The sequence below is a fragment of the Ruegeria profundi genome, from assembly GCF_020171505.1.
GTDB lineage: Bacteria > Pseudomonadota > Alphaproteobacteria > Rhodobacterales > Rhodobacteraceae > Ruegeria > Ruegeria profundi.
In genome coordinates, this window is record NZ_JAIUZS010000001.1 from 57,899 (window position 1) to 79,524 (window position 21,626).

At 55.3% G+C, this 21,626-nt stretch carries 20 protein-coding genes and 1 pseudogene; 12 read left to right on the forward strand and 9 right to left on the reverse strand.

Features of this window, described 5'->3' with window-relative positions; genetic code table 11:
• Positions 1–2 precede the first annotated feature (2 nt).
• Positions 3–1,253: a sarcosine oxidase subunit beta family protein gene (locus tag LCM21_RS00185; RefSeq protein ID WP_224888808.1), complete on the reverse strand. Its 1,251-nt coding sequence runs from the start codon at positions 1,251–1,253 to the stop codon at positions 3–5.
• Between the two features lie 212 nt (positions 1,254–1,465).
• Between LCM21_RS00185 and LCM21_RS00190 the strand changes: the two genes are divergently transcribed.
• A complete protein-coding gene (locus tag LCM21_RS00190; protein ID WP_224888809.1) occupies positions 1,466–2,332 on the forward strand; it encodes an urea carboxylase-associated family protein in 867 nt (288 codons plus the stop codon).
• Between the two features lie 211 nt (positions 2,333–2,543).
• Here LCM21_RS00190 and LCM21_RS00195 read toward each other — a convergent pair.
• A pseudogene (locus tag LCM21_RS00195) lies at positions 2,544–3,067 on the reverse strand (aminopeptidase P family N-terminal domain-containing protein); the annotation flags it as partial.
• Positions 3,068–3,200: 133 nt separating this feature from the next.
• Between LCM21_RS00195 and LCM21_RS00200 the strand changes: the two are divergent.
• The 11 genes from LCM21_RS00200 (at position 3,201) to LCM21_RS00250 (ending at position 15,022) form a co-directional block, all read left to right on the forward strand.
• A complete protein-coding gene (locus tag LCM21_RS00200; protein WP_224888810.1) occupies positions 3,201–4,244 on the forward strand; it encodes a pyridoxal-phosphate dependent enzyme in 1,044 nt (347 codons plus the stop codon).
• On the forward strand, positions 4,241–5,386 hold the full coding sequence (locus LCM21_RS00205; protein WP_224888811.1) for a M24 family metallopeptidase: 1,146 nt from the start codon (positions 4,241–4,243) through the stop codon (positions 5,384–5,386). Before LCM21_RS00200 ends, LCM21_RS00205 begins: the two co-directional genes overlap by 4 nt.
• A complete protein-coding gene (locus LCM21_RS00210; RefSeq protein ID WP_224888812.1) occupies positions 5,383–6,093 on the forward strand; it encodes a maleate cis-trans isomerase family protein in 711 nt (236 codons plus the stop codon). Before LCM21_RS00205 ends, LCM21_RS00210 begins: the two co-directional genes overlap by 4 nt.
• Before the next feature lie 166 nt (positions 6,094–6,259).
• Positions 6,260–7,351, forward strand: coding sequence for an ABC transporter ATP-binding protein (locus LCM21_RS00215; RefSeq protein WP_068335074.1), 1,092 nt, complete (start codon positions 6,260–6,262; stop codon positions 7,349–7,351).
• Between the two features lie 111 nt (positions 7,352–7,462).
• Positions 7,463–8,563 carry an extracellular solute-binding protein gene (locus LCM21_RS00220; protein WP_068335077.1) on the forward strand — a complete coding sequence of 367 codons (1,101 nt, stop codon included), beginning with the start codon at positions 7,463–7,465 and terminating at the stop codon, positions 8,561–8,563.
• A gap of 66 nt (positions 8,564–8,629) precedes the next feature.
• Positions 8,630–9,901 carry an ABC transporter permease gene (locus LCM21_RS00225; protein WP_224888813.1) on the forward strand — a complete coding sequence of 424 codons (1,272 nt, stop codon included), beginning with the start codon at positions 8,630–8,632 and terminating at the stop codon, positions 9,899–9,901.
• Positions 9,902–9,906: 5 nt separating this feature from the next.
• Complete coding sequence (locus tag LCM21_RS00230) at positions 9,907–11,118, forward strand: ABC transporter permease (RefSeq protein ID WP_224888814.1); 1,212 nt, start codon at positions 9,907–9,909, stop codon at positions 11,116–11,118.
• 160 nt (positions 11,119–11,278) lie between these two features.
• Positions 11,279–12,499 (forward strand): aminopeptidase P family protein, encoded by a 1,221-nt coding sequence (locus LCM21_RS00235; protein ID WP_224888815.1) that lies wholly within the window; start codon positions 11,279–11,281, stop codon positions 12,497–12,499.
• 128 nt (positions 12,500–12,627) lie between these two features.
• The gene (locus LCM21_RS00240; RefSeq protein WP_224888816.1) at positions 12,628–13,470 is read left to right on the forward strand and encodes a glycosyltransferase family 25 protein; all 843 of its coding nucleotides are present in this window, start codon (positions 12,628–12,630) and stop codon (positions 13,468–13,470) included.
• Between the two features lie 128 nt (positions 13,471–13,598).
• The gene (locus LCM21_RS00245; protein WP_224888817.1) at positions 13,599–13,967 is read left to right on the forward strand and encodes a group I truncated hemoglobin; all 369 of its coding nucleotides are present in this window, start codon (positions 13,599–13,601) and stop codon (positions 13,965–13,967) included.
• Positions 13,964–15,022, forward strand: coding sequence for an adenylate/guanylate cyclase domain-containing protein (locus LCM21_RS00250; protein ID WP_224888818.1), 1,059 nt, complete (start codon positions 13,964–13,966; stop codon positions 15,020–15,022). Before LCM21_RS00245 ends, LCM21_RS00250 begins: the two co-directional genes overlap by 4 nt.
• Positions 15,023–15,025: 3 nt before the next feature.
• Here LCM21_RS00250 and LCM21_RS00255 read toward each other — a convergent pair whose 3' ends face one another.
• From LCM21_RS00255 to LCM21_RS00285, 7 genes are all read right to left on the reverse strand, one after another.
• Positions 15,026–15,640 carry a TetR/AcrR family transcriptional regulator gene (locus LCM21_RS00255; RefSeq protein WP_224888819.1) on the reverse strand — a complete coding sequence of 205 codons (615 nt, stop codon included), beginning with the start codon at positions 15,638–15,640 and terminating at the stop codon, positions 15,026–15,028.
• Positions 15,641–15,719: 79 nt separating this feature from the next.
• On the reverse strand, positions 15,720–16,589 hold the full coding sequence (ppk2, locus tag LCM21_RS00260) for a polyphosphate kinase 2 (protein WP_224888820.1): 870 nt from the start codon (positions 16,587–16,589) through the stop codon (positions 15,720–15,722).
• Between the two features lie 49 nt (positions 16,590–16,638).
• On the reverse strand, positions 16,639–17,586 hold the full coding sequence (locus tag LCM21_RS00265) for an alpha/beta fold hydrolase (protein WP_404818113.1): 948 nt from the start codon (positions 17,584–17,586) through the stop codon (positions 16,639–16,641).
• Positions 17,587–17,593: 7 nt separating this feature from the next.
• Positions 17,594–18,532 carry a homoserine O-acetyltransferase MetA gene (gene metA, locus LCM21_RS00270; RefSeq protein ID WP_068335104.1) on the reverse strand — a complete coding sequence of 313 codons (939 nt, stop codon included), beginning with the start codon at positions 18,530–18,532 and terminating at the stop codon, positions 17,594–17,596.
• 40 nt (positions 18,533–18,572) lie between these two features.
• Positions 18,573–19,445: an ATPase gene (locus LCM21_RS00275; protein ID WP_224888822.1), complete on the reverse strand. Its 873-nt coding sequence runs from the start codon at positions 19,443–19,445 to the stop codon at positions 18,573–18,575.
• A gap of 49 nt (positions 19,446–19,494) precedes the next feature.
• Positions 19,495–20,391, reverse strand: coding sequence for a DMT family transporter (locus LCM21_RS00280; protein WP_224888823.1), 897 nt, complete (start codon positions 20,389–20,391; stop codon positions 19,495–19,497).
• 100 nt (positions 20,392–20,491) lie between these two features.
• On the reverse strand, positions 20,492–21,622 hold the full coding sequence (locus tag LCM21_RS00285; protein WP_224888824.1) for an OmpP1/FadL family transporter: 1,131 nt from the start codon (positions 21,620–21,622) through the stop codon (positions 20,492–20,494).
• Positions 21,623–21,626: the final 4 nt, after the last annotated feature.

Consider the following 21,626-nt stretch of genomic DNA (forward strand, 5'->3'; position numbering starts at 1 on the left):
CCTCAGTGCAGGTTGGGCTGATTGCCCACACCTTTTTCGTCGATCATCCGCCCGGTGCGAAACCGATCAAGGCGATAGGCCGTTGCAACCGGGTGCGGCTCATCCCGCGCCAGCAAGTGCGCGAAGCAATGGCCCGAAGCTGGGGTCGCCTTGAACCCGCCGTAACACCAGCCGCCGTTGAAGTAGAGCCCCTCGACCGGGGTGCGGTCGATTATGGGCGAGCCATCCATCGACATGTCCATCACGCCGCCCCACATTCGCAGCAAGCGGGCGCGGCCGATCATAGGCATCAGCGCCATGCCACCTTCGCAGACGTCCTCGACTACCGGCAAGTTCCCACGCTGCGCGTAGGTATTATAGCCGTCAATGTCCCCGCCAAAAACCAGCCCGCCCTTGTCGGACTGACTGACATAGAAATGGCCTGCGCCATAGGTAATAACACTGGGCAGAACCGGCTTTAGACCTTCGGAGACAAAGGCTTGAAGTACATGGCTTTCGATGGGCAATCGCAGTCCGGCCATGCTCATCACGCGCCCTGAGCTTCCAGCGACTGCGCAGCCGACCTTGTTGGCGCCGATAAAGCCTTTAGTGGTCTCAACGCCAAGGCATTTGCCGTTTTCGATCCGCAAACCAGCCACTTCACAGTTTTGGATGATGTCGACGCCGTGCATATCCGCAGAGCGCGCAAATCCCCAAGCCACCGCGTCATGTCGGGCAGTACCAGCGCGACGCTGAACCAATCCACCTTTGATCGGAAATCGAGCGTCGTCGAAATTCAGATATGGGTGCTCCTTACGGACTTGGTCAGCATCCAACAGCTCAGCATCGGCACCGTTCAGGATCATCGCATTGCCGCGACGTATATAGGCGTCGCGCTGACCGTCGGTGTGGAAGAGGTTGATAATCCCGCGCTGGCTCATCATCGCGTTGTAGTTCAGGTCCTGCTCAAGACCTTCCCAAAGCTTCATGGAGAACTCATAGAACGGTTCATTGCCGTCCAGCATGTAGTTTGAGCGGACAATCGTCGTGTTCCGCCCGACATTGCCGCCACCGATCCAGCCCTTTTCAACCACAGCCACATTTCGTTGACCGTACACCTTGGAAAGGTAGTGCGCCGTCGCCAAGCCGTGCCCACCGCCGCCAATAACAACGATGTCGTAGTGCGGTTTGGGTTCGGGCTCACGCCAGACCGGTTTCCAACCCTTGTGGCCGGTAAGCGCCTCTTTGATGACTCGGAAGCCGGAATATCGCATGAATCGGACCTTTTTCGACACAATCCAATAATTTGTAGCCTTTGGGTATGCTCGGATGCGACATCGATTTGTCTGAATCAGACTTTAGAGGCGCCTCTTTTCTGACAGAGCCTCGAGAACCCAACTCAGACGCCCCGTATCAACACCACGCGAGAGCCGATGGCGAATCCGATTGCGATGCGATAAGCCTTTGCGAAAACAAGGTTGTGCTGATGAAACTAGAAAAACCGAACTTTTCGGCCCCTACGGATGCCGATGCTCGAAAGGCGATCCCACCGGTTGTTTGCTACCCGCCCGAGACGTTGGAGAAACCGAATCTGAGTGCGCTTTCTGATTTGCGGAAGGGTGCGCGAAAGACTGCTGAGGTTACGGTGGCCCCACGGGATGCCGCGTGTATAGATGTCCCAGCGGGTGCATTCATCAGGGTTGTATCAGTGGATGGCCCACAGGTCGGTGATCTGAACATGTGGCACACGCACGACCTGACCGAACGTTTCTATTCCGGTAAAACCCGCGCGCTTCACGGGACGCATCTGTCGTCCGGAGATCGCATGTGGTCGAGTTTTCCAAACATGCGCCCGATGGCGACCGCGGTGGATGATACGCTGGACTGGTACGGGTTCGATGAATTCGGCGGCTCGGTCCATGATGTGATCGGCACGCGATGCGATCCCTATACGGGGCGGCTGTTATCGGGCGATGATTATCACTATTGCTGCCACTCCAACCTGACCCGCGCGTTGTCAGGCCATTGCGATCTGCCGCTGCACGAAGCTGAGATGCTTGTACATGACGTTCTGAACGTATTCATGTGCACTGGTTTCACCCGCGACACGGGGCAGTATTTCATGAAGGCCAGCCCGGTTCGACCCGGTGACTATCTTGAGTTCTATGCCGAGATTGACCTGATCGTAGGTTTGTCCGCTTGTCCCGGTGGCGATTGCTCGTCCGAGCATTCGTCGGATGCGGCAGCCTGTTATCCGCTTGTGATGGAACTCTATGACCCCGGAGAGGAAGCACGCGCGGCGCATGTGCATCCGGCGCGCTCGGCTTACGATCGCTCGCACGGTACCAGTTAGGCGATCAGACGACGACCAAGGCGGTTGAGCATTCGGCAACACAGGTCAAGCTGTTCGATCTCGCTATACTCATCCGCCTTGTGCGCCTGCAGGATCGACCATGGCCGCGCGCGGCGTTCTTACAATCATCAGGGCTGAGCTGTGCCGTTCGGGACCAATGAAACGGGTGGCGTGCTCGAAAAAGTCTTTGTGCACTTCGAGTACCCAGATCTAAAGGCATGATCGCGGCACAGTCCCCCCCAATCTTCGCCCACGCCCGAATGGCATTATGGTAAATCTGCGCGACCAACTCATTCTTTCGCAGCCCCGGTTCAATCCGCTCCAAATCCCCGTCGATCACATGTTCCGAGATACGAGCAGCCTTGCCATCAAGGGCAGATGTGCCTTGGCCGTGTAATAGTAGTTATCCAGCTCAACGCTGATACGGCCCGTTTCCAACCCGCAATTGCGGATCAAGGCTGCGAGATCCTGCATCGGGTGGCAAACGGTGGATTGCACGTAGTGATCGGCATAGCCGTGAATCCGATCATCCGACATCCACACTGTACGGCGGGCGCCGTTGGCGTCCTGGTTACGACCCCACCAGGTTGGGTCATGGTCGTACAGCACCAGAACGCCTTGATGAACACAGAAAGACCAGCCGTCATACCCGCTCAGCCAATTCATGACTAACGGATCGTCGACAATCAGCGCATCCAGCCCGGCGGCGGCCATGGCGGCCCGCGTCTTTGTCAATCTGCGGTCGTATTCTGATGCGTGAAGGCCGGGTTGGCGTGGACCGCAGGCTGCTCCGGTAGTTGAACGTGTTGTGTTGACAGAACTTGACGGATGCGGTCACGTCACTGGGCAACAGGGGAAAGACGTTCACTTGAAAATCGTATCCAATCCACACCGTGGCGGCCAGAAACTGATTGAGGCAGCACCTTACCCTTCGACTAACGCGGGACGTGTCGCTGATCTGCTCAAGAAATGCCCTGCAGCGGCAGAGACGCCCTTGCTTTCTATCGACGGCCTGGCTGATGTGGGCGCGCTTTGGGTTAAGGATGAACGTGGCCGCATGAACTTGGGGTCTTTCAAGGCACTTGGGGCGGCTTATGTCATTGCCCGCCATGCGGCTGACCGGAGTGAGAGCCCGAACGAAACCACTCTTACAGGTCGCACTTATGTCACGGCCAGTGCAGGCAATCACGGGATTAGCGTCGCTGCAGGTGCTCGAATTTTCGGGGCAAATGCCGTGGTGTACATCGCAGATACGGTACCCGAGAGCTTTGCTGATCGCTTGCGCGCCCAAAATGCTCAGGTCGTCCGACAGGGTGCAGACTACGCCGCCAGCATGGAAGCCGCTAGCAAAGCCGCAGAAGACAATGACTGGATATTGCTTTCGGATAGCTCGTGGGAGGGGTACTATGATCTGCCGCACACGCTGATGGAGGGCTATCTGCAAATGGCCGCCGAGGCGTGCAATCAATGCCCGCAGGTACCCAGCCATATCATGTTACAGGCCGGTGTCGGCGGTTTGGCCGGGGCAGTAGCGGCCTATGTGCGGACGGTCTGGGGCGATGCGCCACAGATCATAGTGGTCGAACCCGATGCGGCCCCCGCGCTACAAGCGAGCATTGAGGCTGGGGCATGCGTTTTTGCCGACGGACCTGACAGCGTGATGGGGCGGCTGGATTGCAAAGAGCCATCGCTTATTGCGTTGAACGGTTTGGCGCGGGACGCCGATAGTTTCCTGACCCTGTCCGATGAGCAAGTGACCGAGCATCTGCCGGCCATGGCATCCGCGGGTATCGCTACGACCGCGTCAGGTGGGGCAGGGGTTGCCGCTGTTATGAACCCCGACGTGCGTAAGTCATTGGGTATCGATCCCAACGCGCGTGTGCTGTGCTTTCTGTCGGAGACCGCGGAATGAGGGGGTTTGAAACGTCCGAATTTCAAGCAAGGGTCGAACGCGCGCAAAGCCGAATGGTTCAGGCTGAGCTTTCGGCGCTTTTGTTGACGACCGAGCCAGAGGTTCGTTACTTCTCCGGCTACCTGACCCGGTTCTGGGAAAGCCCGACGCGCCCTTGGTTTCTGATCGTGCCCGTAACGGGCAAACCCATCGCCGTCATTCCGTCCATCGGCGCCGCGTTGATGGCGCAAACCTGGGTTCAGGATATCCGCACCTGGAGCGCGCCTGATCTAACGGACGACGGCGTCAGCCTTTTGGTCGACACCCTGACCGAGATTTGCCCGGCGGACGCTGTGATCGGCATACCAGACGGGCACGAAACCCATGTTCGCATGCCGCTGGGTGATTTTCATCGGTTGCAGCGGGGGGTGGGCACTCGGCGTTTGGGAAGTGATCAAGGCATTGTTCGCGCGCTCAGAATGGTCAAATCACTTGCGGAGATTGCCAAGATCGAAACCGCATGTGCCATCGCGGGGCGGGCCTTTCAGCGCGTGCCAGAAATAGCTGGCGAGGGTGTAGCACTGGATGAGGTGTTCCGCCGGTTCCAAATGCTGTGCCTTGACGAAGGTGCCGATTGGGTGCCGTATCTTGCAGGCGGGGCAGAGCAGGGGGGATATACCGATGTGATATCTCCGGCGCGTGCAACCGGTTTAAGGTCGGGGGATGTTCTGATGCTGGATACGGGCTTGGTTTGGGACGGCTATTTTTGCGATTTCGACCGCAACTGGTCCGTCGGTCAGGCGACAAACCAGGTCCGGGACGCCTACGCCACGCTCATCGAAGCATCTGACGCGGCTTTTGAAGCGGCACGCCCGGGGGCGACGGTCGCTGATCTTTTTAATGTCATGAACGCGATCCTGTCCCGCAACAGCGGCGATACCGGCGCGGGGCGCTTGGGTCATGGGTTGGGAATGTCACTTACCGAATGGCCCTCTTTGATCCCCTCTGATCATACGGTTTTGGAACCTGGTATGGTCCTGACGTTAGAGCCCGGCATTGCAGTCGGCGACAAAATCCTGGTCCACGAAGAAAACATCGCCATAGGCGATGGGGCACCCCGTTGTATCAGTCCCCGCGCAGGTCCGGAGCTGCCACAGATATGAGCTATCTGCCCTACATACTGGACGAGGATGATCCAAACGCCACGCCAATGGGTTTGATCGTTTTGCAAACCGACGAAACAATCGAGCCTGAGTTCAGCGCCTATTTTTCGGATATGGCCTGCCCAATCTACGTCTCACGAATACCAAGCGGGGAAAGTGTTACTACGGATTCCCTGTCAGAAATGAAGATGGCTTTACCAGCGGCTGCAGACCTTTTGCCGAAGGCGCGCCCTTACAGAGTTGTTGGCTATGGGTGCACCTCTGCCAGTTCGGTGATTGGGTCAGATCAGGTCGAACGCTTGGTTCAATCCACGTGCAACGCGGCCGTGGTTACCAATCCACTGCGGGCGGCATCTGCAAATGCAGCCCACTTGGGCGTTGCGCGATTTGCGTTGCTCTCGCCGTATATCGAAGAGGTGAACGAACCCCTTCGACGGGCTTTCGCGGAAAACGGCGTTTCGATGGATGTTTTTGGCTCATTCGGAGAGGCCGAGGAATCGAAGGTCGTACGTATTTCACGGCAATCCGTTGTAGACGCTGCGCTTAAACTTGGGGCGGATTCACAAGTTGAAGCTGTTTTTATAAGCTGTACGAATTTAAGAACTTTTGATGTCATTCCTGAGGTTCAGGAACGGCTTGGAAAGCCTGTTTTGTCCAGCAATCAAAGCCTTGCATGGCATATGCGGCAACTGAACTCAGCAAAGTGAAGAGGCGGTTACTGCCTCGATTTGCATTTCGGCTGCCTAATCTGTAACCCTACTATCAAATATTGGTTGCAGGTCGCACCCTGCATGCCATTGAATAACGCCAATGGGTCTTGAGATTCGGGTACACCGAACACCAAAGAGACCGCACAGGGAGCCAAGTCGGTATATGACCAATGACGCAGCGTTCGTCGAGTTTCAGCGTGTCCAAAAATCCTATGATGGTGAAGTCCTCGTTGTAAAAGATCTTAACCTTTCAATGCCGAAAGGTGAGTTTCTGACCATGCTTGGCCCGTCAGGGTCCGGCAAAACGACTTGCCTGATGATGCTGGCGGGCTTCGAAACAGCCACGTACGGAGAGATTATGTTGGACGGGCGCCCGATCAACAACATTCCCCCGCACAAGCGCGGGATCGGAATGGTGTTCCAGAACTACGCCCTGTTTCCGCATATGACCGTGGCCGAGAACCTCTCGTTCCCGTTGGAGGTGCGGAAAATCGGCAAGGATCAGCGCGAAGAAAAGGTCAAACGCGCTTTGGACATGGTGCAGATGGGTGCTTTTGGCAGCCGTCGCCCGGCGCAACTGTCCGGTGGCCAGCAGCAGCGGATTGCACTTGCCCGCGCACTGGTGTTTGAGCCCGAGCTGGTTTTGATGGACGAACCGCTTGGCGCGTTGGACAAGCAACTGCGTGAACACATGCAGTTTGAAATTACCCGTCTGGCGCATGAGCTTGGGATCACTACCGTCTACGTGACGCATGACCAGACCGAAGCGCTGACCATGTCAGATCGTGTTGCCGTATTCGATGACGGCCGAATTCAACAATTGGCACCGCCGGACCTTCTGTATGAAGAGCCAGAAAACAGCTTCGTGGCGCAGTTTATTGGCGAAAACAACACGTTAGATGGGGTTATTAAGTCAATCGATGGCGACACTTGCGTTGTGAAGCTTGATGATGGCTCTGAGATTGATGCCAAGCCGGTGAACGTTCATACTGCGGGTGAGCGGACCAAGGTTTCCATCCGGCCCGAACGTGTGGAATTCAACAAGGACCGTCTGCACGCCGATGCGCATACACTGAAAGCAATGGTGAAAGAGTTCATTTATATGGGCGATGTGTTCCGCTTTCGTCTTTCAGTTGCAGGGAATGATGATTTCATTATCAAAACCCGCAACGCTCCGGATGCGATCAAGCTGAGCCCAGGTCAGGAGGTCGAGATCGGCTGGCTGGCCAAGGACTGCCGGGCGCTGGACGCCTGAGCCAAGACTCACCCGCACGCTCTGCCCGCACGTGTGGGATAATCTGATGATCGGGTTGCCTCGTGCTCCGGTCTTTTGGTTAAAATTAACGGGTGTAATAGGGAGTTTACTATGAAAGTAACAAAATCCACTCTTCTAGCCAGTGCGGTTGCTGCGATTGCAGGCAGTGCAATGGCCGAGGAGATGACGCTAGTTTCCTGGGGCGGCGCATATCAAGCCTCGCAAACAAAGGCTTACGCTGAACCCTTCATGGAGATGAACCCGGGATTGACGATCGTTTGGGACGAAAGCTCGCCCGAAGCGGTCGCCAAGCTGCGCGCAATGAACGAAGCCGGTAACATCACCTGGGATCTGGTGGATGTTGTGGCTGCTGACGCGATCCGCCTGTGCGACGAAGGTCTGGCGATGGAATACGACCCGGACGAGTTGCTGGCAGCGGCACCGGATGGTACTCCGGCATCAGAAGACTTCGGCGATCTTTTGGTCAGTGACTGTTTCATTCCGCAGATCGTTTATTCGACAACGGCGGCCTATCGACCCGACCTGCTGCCAGATGGGGCACCAGCGCCTGACTCGATCTGTGCCATGTTCGACATGGAAACCTATCCAGGTAAGCGGACGTTGGAAAAGCGCCCGATTAACAACATGGAATGGGCGCTGATCTGTGATGGCGTGGCAAAGGACGATGTCTATGACGTTCTGGCGACCGAAGAGGGCCAGCAGCGCGCGTTGGACAAGCTGGGAACAATCAAGGATCAGGTCGTATGGTGGGGCGCTGCTGCTGAGCCGCCGCAGCTTTTGGCCGATGGCGAAGTTGTTATGGGCACGTCCTACAATGGCCGTTGGTTCTCGGCGATTGAAGAGCAAGACCAGCCGTTCGAAATGCTCTGGGACGCGCAGGTGTTCGACCTTGACGGTTGGATCATTCCAGCCGGTCTGAGCGAAGAGCGTTTGGCGCGTGTCAAAGAGTTCGTTAAGTTCGCAACCGACACTCAGCGTCTGGCGGATCAGGCCAAGTTCATCTCCTATGGTCCGGCACGTGCGTCGTCGGCACCATTGGTAGGTCAGCACGCTGAGCTTGGTATCGACATGGCTCCGCATATGCCGACTGATCCTAACAACGCGAAGAACACGTTCCTCTACAACTACGAGTTCTGGGCAGACTATCGCGACGATATCGACGCCAAATTCCAGGCGTGGCTGGCACAATAAGCCGGTAATTAAATGCACGGTCGGGGCCTATCTTGGCCCCTACCCACCAAAAATCAAGGGACGCAGATGACTGACGCTACTCAATCCGGCCCGATGTTGGCCGCGGATGGCACGCCTCTGAAAAAATCGCTGGCGCGTTCATTGCGACGTCGCAAAGTTCGGGCTCTGGCCCTGATTGCGCCCTTGTTGCTGTTTGTCTTGCTCTCGTTTGTGATCCCGATTGTTTCGATGCTGTTCCGATCAGTTGAGAATGGTATTGTTTCCGAGACACTCCCACTGACAGTGGTCGAGCTTAGAAACTGGGATGCTGACAGCGGGGAACTGCCGGACGAAGCACTGTATGCGGCTTTCGTAAAAGACATGATTGCTGCTGTTGAGGCTAAAGAACATACACGGCTTGGTACGCGTTTGAACTACGAAGAAACGGGTATGTCTTCGATGTTCCGTAAATCTGGCCGCAACATCAGACGTTTGGACCCCGAAGCTGATGCACCGTTCAAAGAAAAGCTGATAGATATTCACGAAGGCTGGGGTGAAGTTGAGACTTGGCGTACGATCAAAACGCACGCGGTTCCAATCACCAATGGTTATTTCCTGAATGCCATCGACATGCGCCGCACGCCCGAGGGGCCAAGGGCGCAGCCGGAAGATAAGCAGATTCTGGTCAAACTATTTGGCCGTACACTGTTTATGTCTCTTGTCATTACTGGTGCCTGTATTTTGCTGGCCTATCCGGTCTCGTATCTATTGGCGACGTTGCCGATGCGGGTTTCGAACCTGTTGATGATCCTGGTTCTGTTGCCCTTCTGGACCTCGCTTCTGGTACGAACATCCGCGTGGAAAGTCATGCTGCAGCAACAAGGGGTGATAAACGAAACTCTGGTCTGGCTAGGCTTTGTTGCAGATGATGCGCGGCTTGTAATCATCAACAACCAGTTCGGTACAATCATAGCGATGACGCATATCCTGCTGCCGTTCATGATCCTTCCAATGTATTCTGTGATGCAGACGATCCCGCCATCCTACACTCGCGCGGCCAAGTCGATGGGCGCAACAAACTGGACGACGTTCTGGAGGATCTACTTCCCGCAATCCATACCAGGCATAGGGGCCGGATCGATCCTCGTGTTTATTCTGGCCATCGGCTACTACATCACGCCCGAGATTGTGGGAGGCACCAAGGGTGTCTTTATCTCGAACCGGATCGCGTACCACATCTCGTCTTCACTGAACTGGGGATTGGCGGCGGCTTTGGGGACGATCCTGCTGGCGGTCGTTCTCCTGCTTTACTGGTGTTACGACAAGATTGTCGGCATCGATAACGTTAAACTAGGGTAAAGATCATGGCTGCACTCACACCAATATCCCGCAAGCCGCTGTCTATGGTCCTGCCTTCAGTTGCCATCGCCGGAGGGTTCGTTGGCATGTTTGTCGGTGCCGGGCAGGGCAATGTCCTGCTGGGCATCCTATTGGGCGCGGTTCTGATGGCGGGACTTGCTTGGGTCTATATCGCGGTGCTCGACAATGAACGCGTTGCACGCTGGATTACGATCCTTGGACTGGCGGCGGCTGGATATTTCTTTGCCGGATTCACTGGATTGGTCATCGGGCTGCTGGTCGGCTGGTTCTTTGCCTTCTTTATCTTCTGGTTGTACGAGGGTCGTTATCGCCAGAAACTGCTGCCATATCTGACCGGTCGTCAGGTTTTCGGACATTATTTGTTCCGCGTAGTCTGCGGAGCGATCTTCGTTTTCCTGATAACACCGATCCTTGTCGTTCTGCCGCTATCCTTCAACGCACAGGACTTTTTTACCTTTACGCCCGAAATGCTGCGACTGGACCCTGAAGGGTATTCGCTAAAGCATTACGAGGATTTCTTTACCAACAATGAGTGGCAGCGTAGCTTCAAGAACTCGCTGATCATTGCGCCGATTGCGACGGTTATCTCTGTGTCTCTGGGAACACTTGCAGCCATTGGCCTAAGCCAATCGCACGTGCCGGGGCGTCGGGCCATCATGGGTATCCTTATCTCGCCCATGATCGTTCCCTTGATTATCTCGGCCACAGGTATGTTCTTTTTCTACAGTGACATCGGACGTTTTCTTGAAGGAACGCTGGGGATGGACAAGAACTTTGTCGGATACGTCAAGGTTATTCTGGCGCACGCTGTTCTTGGCATTCCGTTTGTTATCATCACTGTAACGGCCACTCTTGTCGGGTTTGATCAATCGCTGACACGGGCTGCCGCCAATATGGGCGCAGGACCGGTTCGTACGTTCTTCAAAATCCAGATGCCTCTGATTTTGCCGGGTGTGATCTCGGGCGGTCTGTTTGCCTTTATCACTTCGTTTGATGAGGTTGTGGTGGTTCTGTTTGTAGGCTCTGCCAGCCAGAAAACACTTCCTTGGCAGATGTTTACCGGCCTTCGTGAACAGATCAGCCCGACCATTCTGGCGGTTGCAACTATCCTTGTGGTGATCTCGATCGCGCTGCTGACGACAGTTGAATTGCTGCGGCGTCGGTCAGAACGTCTGCGTGGTCTCAGCCCGGCTTGACGCGACTCGCAAGGTGATCTAGCGATTTCTTCATGCATCCCGGCCACGATGGCGTCGTGGCGAAGGGCGGAGTGCATGGCTCTCGGTTCCCGAGGCCGCTTGTCCTGAACGCCGGGACTTGTGGCCGGGCGGTGCCTGTCCGGCATTGAGGAGAGACCAGATGATCGACCTGAACAATCGCCCGGAATTTTTCACGCGCCACAATGGCGACAAGGCGCCTTTGCCTTTCAGCAAAGCGGAATATGCACGGCGTCTCGCTAACCTGCGCGCTACGATGGCGGCACGCGATATCCCGGCGGTGTTGCTAACATCGATGCACAATATTGCTTACTACTCGGGCTTTTTGTATTGCGCGTTTGGCCGACCCTATGGATGTGTCGTGACGCAGGACAGCTGCACCACGGTGTCCGCGAATATCGACGCGGGACAGCCGTGGCGGCGCTCGGTCGGGGAGAACGTGATTTATACCGACTGGCAGCGGAACAATTACTGGCGCGCTGTTGGGAGCCTATTGGGGTCGGCTCGACGCATAGGGATCGAGGCTGACCATATGTCATTGGCTATGCGCGACACCGCGCTGGACATGTTGGGCGGGCCGGAACTGCTGGATATCGCACCCGACACGATGGCCTCCCGCATGGTGAAATCGACGGAAGAGATTGATCTGATCAAGGGTGGTGCCAATACTGCGGATATTGGCGGCGCAGCCATTCACGCGGCTATTCGCGAGGGCGCTACGGAAATTGAGGTCGCCATGGCCGGACGCGACGCGATGGAGGCGGAAATTGCGCGCGCCTATCCGAATGCTGAGTACCGGGACACCTGGGTGTGGTTCCAGTCCGGTCTGAATACTGACGGTGCGCATAACCCGGTTACAAAACGCGCGCTGCAAAAGGGCGATATCCTGTCGCTGAACACGTTTCCCATGATCTCGGGCTACTACACGGCTCTGGAACGGACTCTGTTCTTGGGCGAACCCGACGCGGAAAGCCTGCGCATTTGGCGGGCCAATATCGCTGCGCATGAGCTGGGTCTGAGTCTGATTAAACCGGGTGCAACCTGTTCGGGTATCTGCGCCGAGATCAACCGGTTTTTCGCGGAGGAGGGCCTGCTGCAATACCGTTCGTTCGGCTATGGTCACTCCTTCGGAATTCTAAGCCACTACTACGGTCGCGAGGCCGGGCTTGAACTGCGTGAGGATATTGACACTGTTCTTGAGCCCGGCATGGTTGTGTCGATCGAGCCGATGTTGTGGATCCCCGAGGGCGAACCCGGTGCTGGTGGCTATCGAGAGCATGACATTCTTGTTGTGCACGAAAATGGCGCAGAGAATATCACCAGGTTCCCCTATGGACCCGAACATAACACGATCAGTGCCTGATCTAACCGGTCGATAATTAGTCAGCCTTGGTCCGTGATCTTATGAATCAGGGCTGACTTTGCCGTTGGTGGGGTTGATTGTCCGGTTTGGCGATGTGTATCTGACGACAGTGTTTGAAAGGACGTGCCGTGGGACAATACGATCTGCCATCGCAAACAGGTGTGTATTTTATCAACCTGGATCGGGTCCCTGCACGGGCCGCGTTTATGCAGGATCAGTTCACTCTGACCGGATTAGTCGGCGCGCAGCGTTTCAGCGCAGTCGACGGGCAGCAGACCGGCGCATTGGACGGCAACGGGTACGTTCCGGGAACCGGCACGCGTTGGGGCCTGACGCAAAGCGAAGTCGCCTGTTTCGAAAGTCATCGTGCGCTTTGGCAAACTGTCGTTGATCAGGGGTTGAAAGCTGTCGCCATTTTTGAAGATGACGTGGAAATGTCTGCTGAGTCCGGGGCGGTCATCGCTGCGCTGTTAAGCAATGGGGCGGATTTCGACCTTATCAAGCTGGATTACTCGCCGCGCTCTATGCGGTTCGGTCCGTTGCAGAGCATCGCGGATGTTCCGGTTCGGCCGATGCTTGAAATGGCACCCAGCTCGGCTGCTTACATTGTGACGCAAGCGGCGTGTCGCAAACTGTTGTCATGGTCAGAGAAATATTCGGACCACCTTGACGACTTTATTTCTCTGCCGCGCCCAAATTGGAAAATATATCAGTGTTTCCCGGCTGTTGGGGTGCAGGTGATTTGGTCGAAGCAGCAAGACCAAACAGCAGAGCCCGTCAAGATCAGCGAGAGGTCGCAAGATCAGAAAACCAATAGTGGCTTGGACAAAGGACCCATGTGGTTCCGAATTCGGCGCGAGTTGCGGGCCGCTCGGCGCAAGCTGTATTGGCGCGCTGGTGGCGAATCTCGCTTGAAAGCGCAGGGCGGTTTTATCGGGTTTATTCCCTGCGCCGATGATTTAGGCGTTTGAACTAGTCATCCCAACCGTTTTGCATGCAACTGGGCTTTCTTCAGCTAAACTGCGTGCAAGCGTTAACAAATTTGCTCTTTTGATATAAACTCATAGTGTTGTTTGTGATTAACGCATAGGTGTGCGGCGTGGGTCAGACAATTTACGAAAGATACGGCGGGTTCAAAACGATCAGCCGGATCGTGATGACATTCTATGAAATGGCCTTGGATTCTGACCAGATCGGCGGCCATTTTGAAGATATCGACATTCCGCGCCTAATAGATCACCAAACCAAGTTCGTCTCTTCTTTGGTTGGGGGGCCTGCGTCTTTCAGCGACGAAAGGATTGAGGCGGTCCATCGAAATCTGAACATCTCGCATGCCGATTTTGACGAAATGGTCGAGCTTTTCACCGAAGCTTTGTCCATTCACGGGATGGAGGGCCCAGATATTAAGACCGCGCTGAACGCAATCGAGTCAAAACGCTCGATCATTGTCACCCGTGACGCGGCATGAGCATTCTCGCCATAAATGAACAATTACTTCGTGCGATAGGGGTCGGGGTTGCGGTTGTGCGGGCCTCGGATTTTAGCTTTGTTTTTCAAAATGGGCCTTTCAGTGATTGGTTCGGAACCCCGGAAAAGGGGCAAACGCTTTTGGACCTGCTGCCATCTCTGGATTCGCGAGAGCTGGATGACGTGAAGCAATCGGGGCTTCGGTACTCGGTTGAATTGCAGATCAAACCAAAGCGGAGAACCCTTATCCTGGCGACGACTGTCTCGCTCGCGAGCGGTTTATCCGAGCAGGTACTGGTTATTGAATGCCAAAACATCACCCGCATCCGCGAGTTGGAAAGCATGATCGACAGTTACTCGACCATGGTCGAACGCAACACGCGTGAGCTGGAGCGTGAGAAAGAGCGCGTGGAACGCCTGTTGTTGAACCTGATGCCACGCGCCGTGTACGAAGAATTCAAGACCTTCGGCGTTGTTACCCCGCAGCTATATGATCAGGTCTCGGTCGTGATGCTGGATTTTGTCGGCTTTACCGATTTTGCGGCCAAAACTGATCCAACGGTCACGCTGAGTGAACTGAATGACATCTTTACTGCTTTCGACCGTATCGTTGAACAGTTCGGGTGTGAGCGGATCAAGACAATTGGTGACGCTTATCTGGCCGTCTCCGGCATGCCGGATCCGACACCGGACCATGCCACGGCGGTGGCGCATTGCGCCGTGCGGTTTCTTCGATATCTTGAGCGCAGGAATGAAAGCCACCCTCACAAGTGGCAAGCCCGGATCGGTTTGGGCATGGGTGCTGCCGTGGGATCAGTGGTGGGGATACAGAAATATGTCTATGACGTCTTCGGCCCCGCAGTGAACATTGCCGCGCGATTGCAAGTCTTTGCAAACCCTATGCATATCGTGGCCCCGGAAGAAATGAAATACGCGCTGATTGACGAGTTTCAGGTCTCGGACATCGGGCGTGTGGATATTAAGGGCATGGGTGAGATGAACCTGATTAATGTCTCTTCGGGTCTGAGTGTGCCTATGCGAAAAAGCAGGTTCTGATCCTCAGTCGTCTTGCGGTACCAGCCCTAAACCACGCAAGTAAATGCCAATGCCGGATTCCAGCAAATCTTCGGGCGGAAAGGGAGAACTCGCGCCGGTGTTTCGGGCAAATAGCTCAACTACGCCGTGACTCATGGCCCAGACATGGGCGCTGAACATCGAGGCTGGTGGGCGTTTTTCGGGCGGGATGTGTTGAGACAGGTCAGCAGCGGCCTTCTCCAGAACGGATTTCGCCCGGTTCGCCGCAAGTGACAACTCGGGCGTACGGTTCACCGAAATACCACTTTCGAACATGGCGATGTAATGGCCGGGGTGCTTTCGGGCAAATGCCAGATAGGCGCGGCCTGTCGCCTCGAACGCGGCCAGGGCCGAGGGCTGCCCTTTGTCATAGGCGTATTGCATCAGGTCCGCAAACATCTCGAACCCTTGACGCGCAGCCTCGGCTATCAGGTCCTCGCGTCCGTGAAAATGACGATAGACTGCGGCAGGTGTTACACCAGCTGTTTTCGCCGCTTCCGACAAGGTAAAGCCGGTTGGGCCTTTTTCTTCGATCAGAGACAGGGCCGCCTCGATCAGGGCCTGTTTCAGGTTCCCGTGGTGATACCCGCGTTTTGTCATTCCTGTTTCAGGTGCCCTTGTTGTTTAAGCCTTCGGGAGTCCGGACATAATTCGTGCAGAGCTGATCGTCCACTCCCAGTCATGCATCCCAGATCTCTGGCCCGCCGCAGATTTTGGGGTCGACCGGGCCAATCGCGTGTTCGTCTTTTTCGTCATAATCCAAGGCATGCAAAACTGTGCGAATAGCCGCTAACCGCGCGCGTTTCTTGTCGTCAGAGCGAACAATGGTCCATGGGCAGAATGCCGAGTGGGAACGGGTAAGAGTTTCCGAAATCGACTGGCTGTACTCGTCCCATTTGTTCAATCCCTCAACATCAATTGGGCTTAGCTTCCATTGCTTCAGTGGGTCCGTTTCGCGTGCCAGAAAGCGGTTCAACTGTTCCGCCCGACCAACATTCAGCCAGAATTTGAACAGTTTTATCCCGTCATTGACGAAACCTGTTTCAAGCGGAAGGACCTGCCTGAAAAAACGCTCACGCTCTTTTTCAGTGCAAAAGCCGAATACGTTTTCAACAACACCTCGATTGTACCAACTGCGGTCGAAGAACACGATTTCGCCGGCAGCAGGCAGATGTGGGATGTATCTTTGGAAATACCATTGGCTTCGCTCAGTATCCGACGGTTTGCTAAGCGCCACGTCCGGCGCGCCACGTGGGTTAAGATTTTCACGAAAGCGTTTAATTGTGCCGCCTTTTCCGGCAGCATCCCGGCCTTCGAATATTATGGCAATGCGCTGATCGGTCTCTTTAACCCAGGATTGCATCTTGACCAGTTCGATCTGAAGACGCTCCATCTGTTTTTCGTAGTCCTTGCGCTTCATTCTTTCTTTGTAAGGATATGTAGGATTCAGAATGTCGTCTTTTGACGACTTCTCAATGGCCAGGCGCACCTCTTTTGGCGCGTGTTTTTTGTAATATTTTTCGATGGAACCTTTTTCGGAACGGGCCATGTGTCACCTCGCCATAAAATCCAAGTCCTACTATGGATTAGGGGCGGGGTTAACGCAAACCCGCCCGTTGTGCGGCGCGCTCGATCGCGGCGGCAACCTCAGGTGCTGCAACGACTTGGGGCATGTGCCCGATACCTTGCAGCTCAATAAGCTCGGCGCCGGGTATCTCGTCAATCAGACGATGAGAGTGCCAGCCCAGCCCAACAGTGTCATCAGCTGTACCGTGGACGATCTCGGTCGGGACATCGATTTCTTTGTACCGAGGTTGCAAGGCGCGTACTTCTTCCAATAGATTGGCGCGCTGTTTGGCATTTGCGTGCATCGAAGAGCGCCGTATGGATAGGCCCGGACCGAAATGGCTGGCATAGCCTTCCGGCGCGGATTGTGGGGCGAATACTTGGTCCAAGGCTTTGGACACGTACCAATCGGGTACAAACGCGGTGATCAGGGGCAGGGCGGCTATACGCCCGGCCGTCGTTGATGCCAACGCGTTGAACCGATCCAGCGGTGTTTCCCACGGGATTGCTGCGGGTGCGATCAGGACAAGTCCAGAGATATTGTCCGGCCGTGTCACAGCCCACGCAAGCGCAACAGACCCGCCGTAGCTTTGCCCGGCGACGATGGGTTTTTCCGCACCTAGAAGAGCGGCAGCTTCTTGGAGAATTTCAGCTTGTTGAACAATGGTTTCCCCATCGGGGTTAAAGCCGGAACTATAACCTAATCCGGGTCGGTCGAATGCGATCACGCGGAAACGCTTAGCCAATATTGGCGCCAGCGCAAACGTCATGTCGCGTGTGTTGCCGCTGGACCCGTGGATCAGGACGACATCCGGCCCTTTACCCATGACCACCGCGTGCACTGCGAGCCCGTCCACGTCAACGATCCGACCTTCGGGTGGAAAGGCCGACTCAGCGCGGGCTTCGTTCCGTGATGCGCGCCAGACTGCGACTGCCCATAGCAACACCAAAAGCGTTAGAACTATGACGCCGACGCGTATCACTGCGTCAGGCTCTCAGATCGGTTTTTTCGACGCCAATCCGGCTGATGTCATAAGGCGTGGTTTCGTAAATTTCACTTATCCAGTTACCATAGAGCAGATGGGCGTGGCTGCGCCACCGGTTCTGCGGTGTCTTGCTTGGATCATCATCCGGGTAGTAGTTGATCGGCACGTTAATGGGCGTGCCATTTGCGATGTCGCGATCATACTCCTGTTTCAGCGTATCACTGTCATACTCGAAGTGATTGAAGATATACAGCGCACGGTGCGCCGGGTCTTCGACGAGGCAGGGCCCGACATCGTCGCTGCCCAGCAGTGTTGCCAAACCATCTGCGGCATCAATCTCGTCCTGTCGCATCTCGGTCCAGCGGCTGACAGGGATCACGCAGTCATCCGAAAACCCACGCAGGAACGGCGAGGCAGGGTCCAGGTTCGCATGACGAAAGCATCCAAATGCCTTGGCATCCAGCTTGTGTTTCTTGACGCCATGGAAGTGATTGATCATTGCCATGCCGCCCCAACAAACGCCAAAGGTTGAATGGACATTGGTCTGCGTCCATTCGAACACTTCTCGCATTTCGTCCCAATAGGTGACGTCGTTGAACTCCAAATGCTCAATCGGCGCGCCGGTTATAATCAGGCCGTCAAATTTCTCGGTCTTCACCTCCTGAAAGGGGCGATAGAATTCGGCCATATGCTCGGCCGCGGTGTTCTTGGTGCGGTGTTCGGTCATGCGGATCAGGGACAGATCGATCTGTAACGGCGTCGCACCAATCAGGCGCGCAAACTGGTTTTCAGTCTGAATTTTCTTGGGCATCAGATTCAGCAATCCGATCCGCAGCGGGCGAATATCCTGACGCATTGCCTGATCCTCAGCCATGACCATGACACCCTCTTTCGAGAGTACGTCAAATGCGGGTAGGTCGGATGGGATCTTGATTGGCATCAGGTAGCAAGCCTTTGATGTTACGATACAGGAGCGTTAGTTAAGCGCGGTTTTTCCGGGTCTCAAGGGTGCGTTCGATCAACTCATCGAAATCAGCGGCATCACGAACTTTGTGCATGTCATCCGCAGAAACTGTCACACCCCAATTGTCCGCCATCGCCCGATAGCGCGGCTGACGATGTGCCAGCGCCTTCGCATAGGTCCAGCGGATAAAAGCGTCAGGGTCAACATCTTCGGCCCGGCAGGCATTCTGCGTCAGGTAATCGTTCCATGCCTTGGTCAGGAACTCGGGCTGATAGGACATCGGTTTAGGTGCCTTGTCAAAGCGGCGGATTAATTCAGCCGTGTGCGCATCATCCCCCTGTAACCAGATCATCAGGGTTCGGCTGGACAGTTCAGACAGAACATGATCCGAGGGGTTTGTCGGCTCAACCCATTCGCAGATCGACCCACCCGTATCGCAGATGAAGTGCGGATACTGGTAAAGGCGTTTCGCCCGGTCAATAAAGTATTCGGTATCCAGCAGGGCGTGAATTTCTGCCTGCCGGAACTGTTCTTGCCTGCGGCGATATTCCGAGATTTCAAGCCCACCCAGCGCCGGGTTTCCGGGCTTGCCCAGATAGGCTGCTACCGGTGTCAGGTTCTCGAACGAGATGTTCGAGCCGATAAAGATCGAATCCGTCAGCAAGAGGTCGCGCAGAAAGGGGACTTTCATCGCTTCGGCTTTGGCATTGTCTGCGATGTACTCACCCATGTAACGGGTGCCGATACGGTAGTCGATCGAGTAGTGGAACCAATCGCCCGAGTCGCGCAGCACGTTCGACACATAGGTTTTGCCCAGACCCGACATACCAAAGAAAAGAACTTTCTTACGCGGCGCATCGCGCCAGTCTTTTGCCGAACTGTAAATCATCGTCCGCTATCCCTTTTTCCGACCTAGCTAAAACGGGCAGCGGGCGAGGTCAATCTCGGGCACTTGAGCGGTTTAGGGTCAGCAGACCCAGCGCGAGGATTGCGAAACCCAGATAGGCTTGCAGGGGAAGGGTCTCATCCCTCAGAACTGCGCCCAGAACGATGGAAACGGGTGGAATAATCAGCGTGACCAGCAAGAGGTTGCCCGCTCCGGCCATTTTCAGAACGCGATAATACAACAGATAGGCGCCAGCCGTTGCGATGAGGGCATAGTAGCCAATCGCCGACCATGTGATCAGGGGCAGGTCCAGACTGGGCACTCCATCAACAATCAGAGTGAGCGGCAGGATTAAAATGGTTGAACCGGTTAGCATCCCGGCTGCGGCCACCACAGGGGGCAGATCAGACAGGGTTACCCGCGCCCACGCTCCGGCCAGCGCATAGGATATGGTACCGACAATTATGGCAAGCTGAGCCATGCTCTGCAGGTCGAACGAGACGAAATTGCGCAGCCCAATCGCAATCACGACCCCGAGAAACCCAAGCGCGACACCTATCGCTCGTGATCGGGTCAGTTGTTCATCCTTGAAAAAAATCGCTGCTGTGACGACTCCAAAAATGGCAGTCATCGCGTTGAGGATCGAGGTCAGGCCAACTTCGATGTAAAGCTGCCCCCATGCCATCAGGGAAAACGGAATCGCGTTATTCAGAAGCCCCATAACCAAAAAAGCCGCCCAAACGCGTGGACTGCGTGGAATGACCAATCTTCTGGCAAATACAATCAGCCAAAGCACCAGCATGGCCCAGAAGACGCGGTGTAACACCGATGTCATCACCGGAATCGTATCCAGCGCGATCCGGATCGACACAAACGACGCGCCCCAGATCATACCCAGCAAAAGAAGTTCGACCCAAGCGTTTGGGGATAAGTGTTTTTGTGCAGCCATGCCCCGTCTTTGCATTGTTGGCACAACTATTCGACCCGGAACTTGCTAAAAGAAAAACCCCGCCGGTTGGGCGGGGTTTGACGTTTTACTTGAGTTTGGTTCAGCCCAGAGAATAGGTGATCTGGAAACCAACGCTCCACGCGCTGTTGCCGCTGAATTCGCCACCAGTAGTGGTGGTCGCGTCGCCAACATCGGTGTAGCGTACACCGCCCGATATCTGGGCGTTTTCAATCGAGTATGTGCCGCCGACTCCAAGGCTCCAGAAACCATTGGTCGGGCCAAGGTTTGAAACGATCGAACCGGTATCTCTTTCATAGCCTACTGATACCGCGCCGGAGAATTCTTCTGAGAACTGGTAACCCAAGCCCAAAGTGTAGGTGAAGGTTTCGTCTTCGTAGTCAACTAGGTTGTCGCCGACGATACCTACATACTGCTCTGGTGCCAAAACAGTCTGAGGCCAGTCAACCCAGCGGATGGAACCGAAAAGAAGCGTTTTTGGAGCGACGCCAGTTTGGAAATCAAGATTGACCGATTGGGGTGTTTCGACTTCGGTCGTGTCTTCGAATGATGCGAGCGCGGCTGGGATTGGAGGATTGGCAACGTTGAAGGATTCCGTTGACGAAAACTTGTGTGTGATCTTTGAGTTATATGTCAGCGACACGCGTGCGGCGATCTCGGGCCGTTCCCAAGCTACCCCTACGACATAACCGAAATCGGTCTCAGCGTCGGCGTCAAACTCGTACCCTGCCACAATAGGTACAGTAACGTTTGCCGATGCACGTTGAGCACGAATGCCGCCGATAGCACTGAAGCCACCGTCGAATTTGTACCGCAGAAGTGCGGTAATCGCATCGACGTCTGCTGTCGCGGCCAAGACACCGGTACGACCGCCGATGGCAGGCGGAACTGGGTTGATAGACAGAGGATAGTCGGTAGGATACTCAATATCTGCGCCGAACGGTTGGTCGTAGATCAAAGCAAAGTCCACACGCTCACTGAACGAATGTTTATAAGCCAAGCCAGGTGTGAAAAAGTCGTTTGTCACATTCCCTGACGGTACGCCGTTCTGTTCACCGCTCACGTCGGGGTTTACGTAACCTAGACGCAATTGAACGACACTTCCCTCTTCAAACAGAATGTTGACGCCCTGACCACTGCGGTCTAGTCCGCCCGCATACGCTCCTGTTGCCCCAACGCTCAGTGCGCACGCCTGCAATAGCGCTTTTCTCATTATG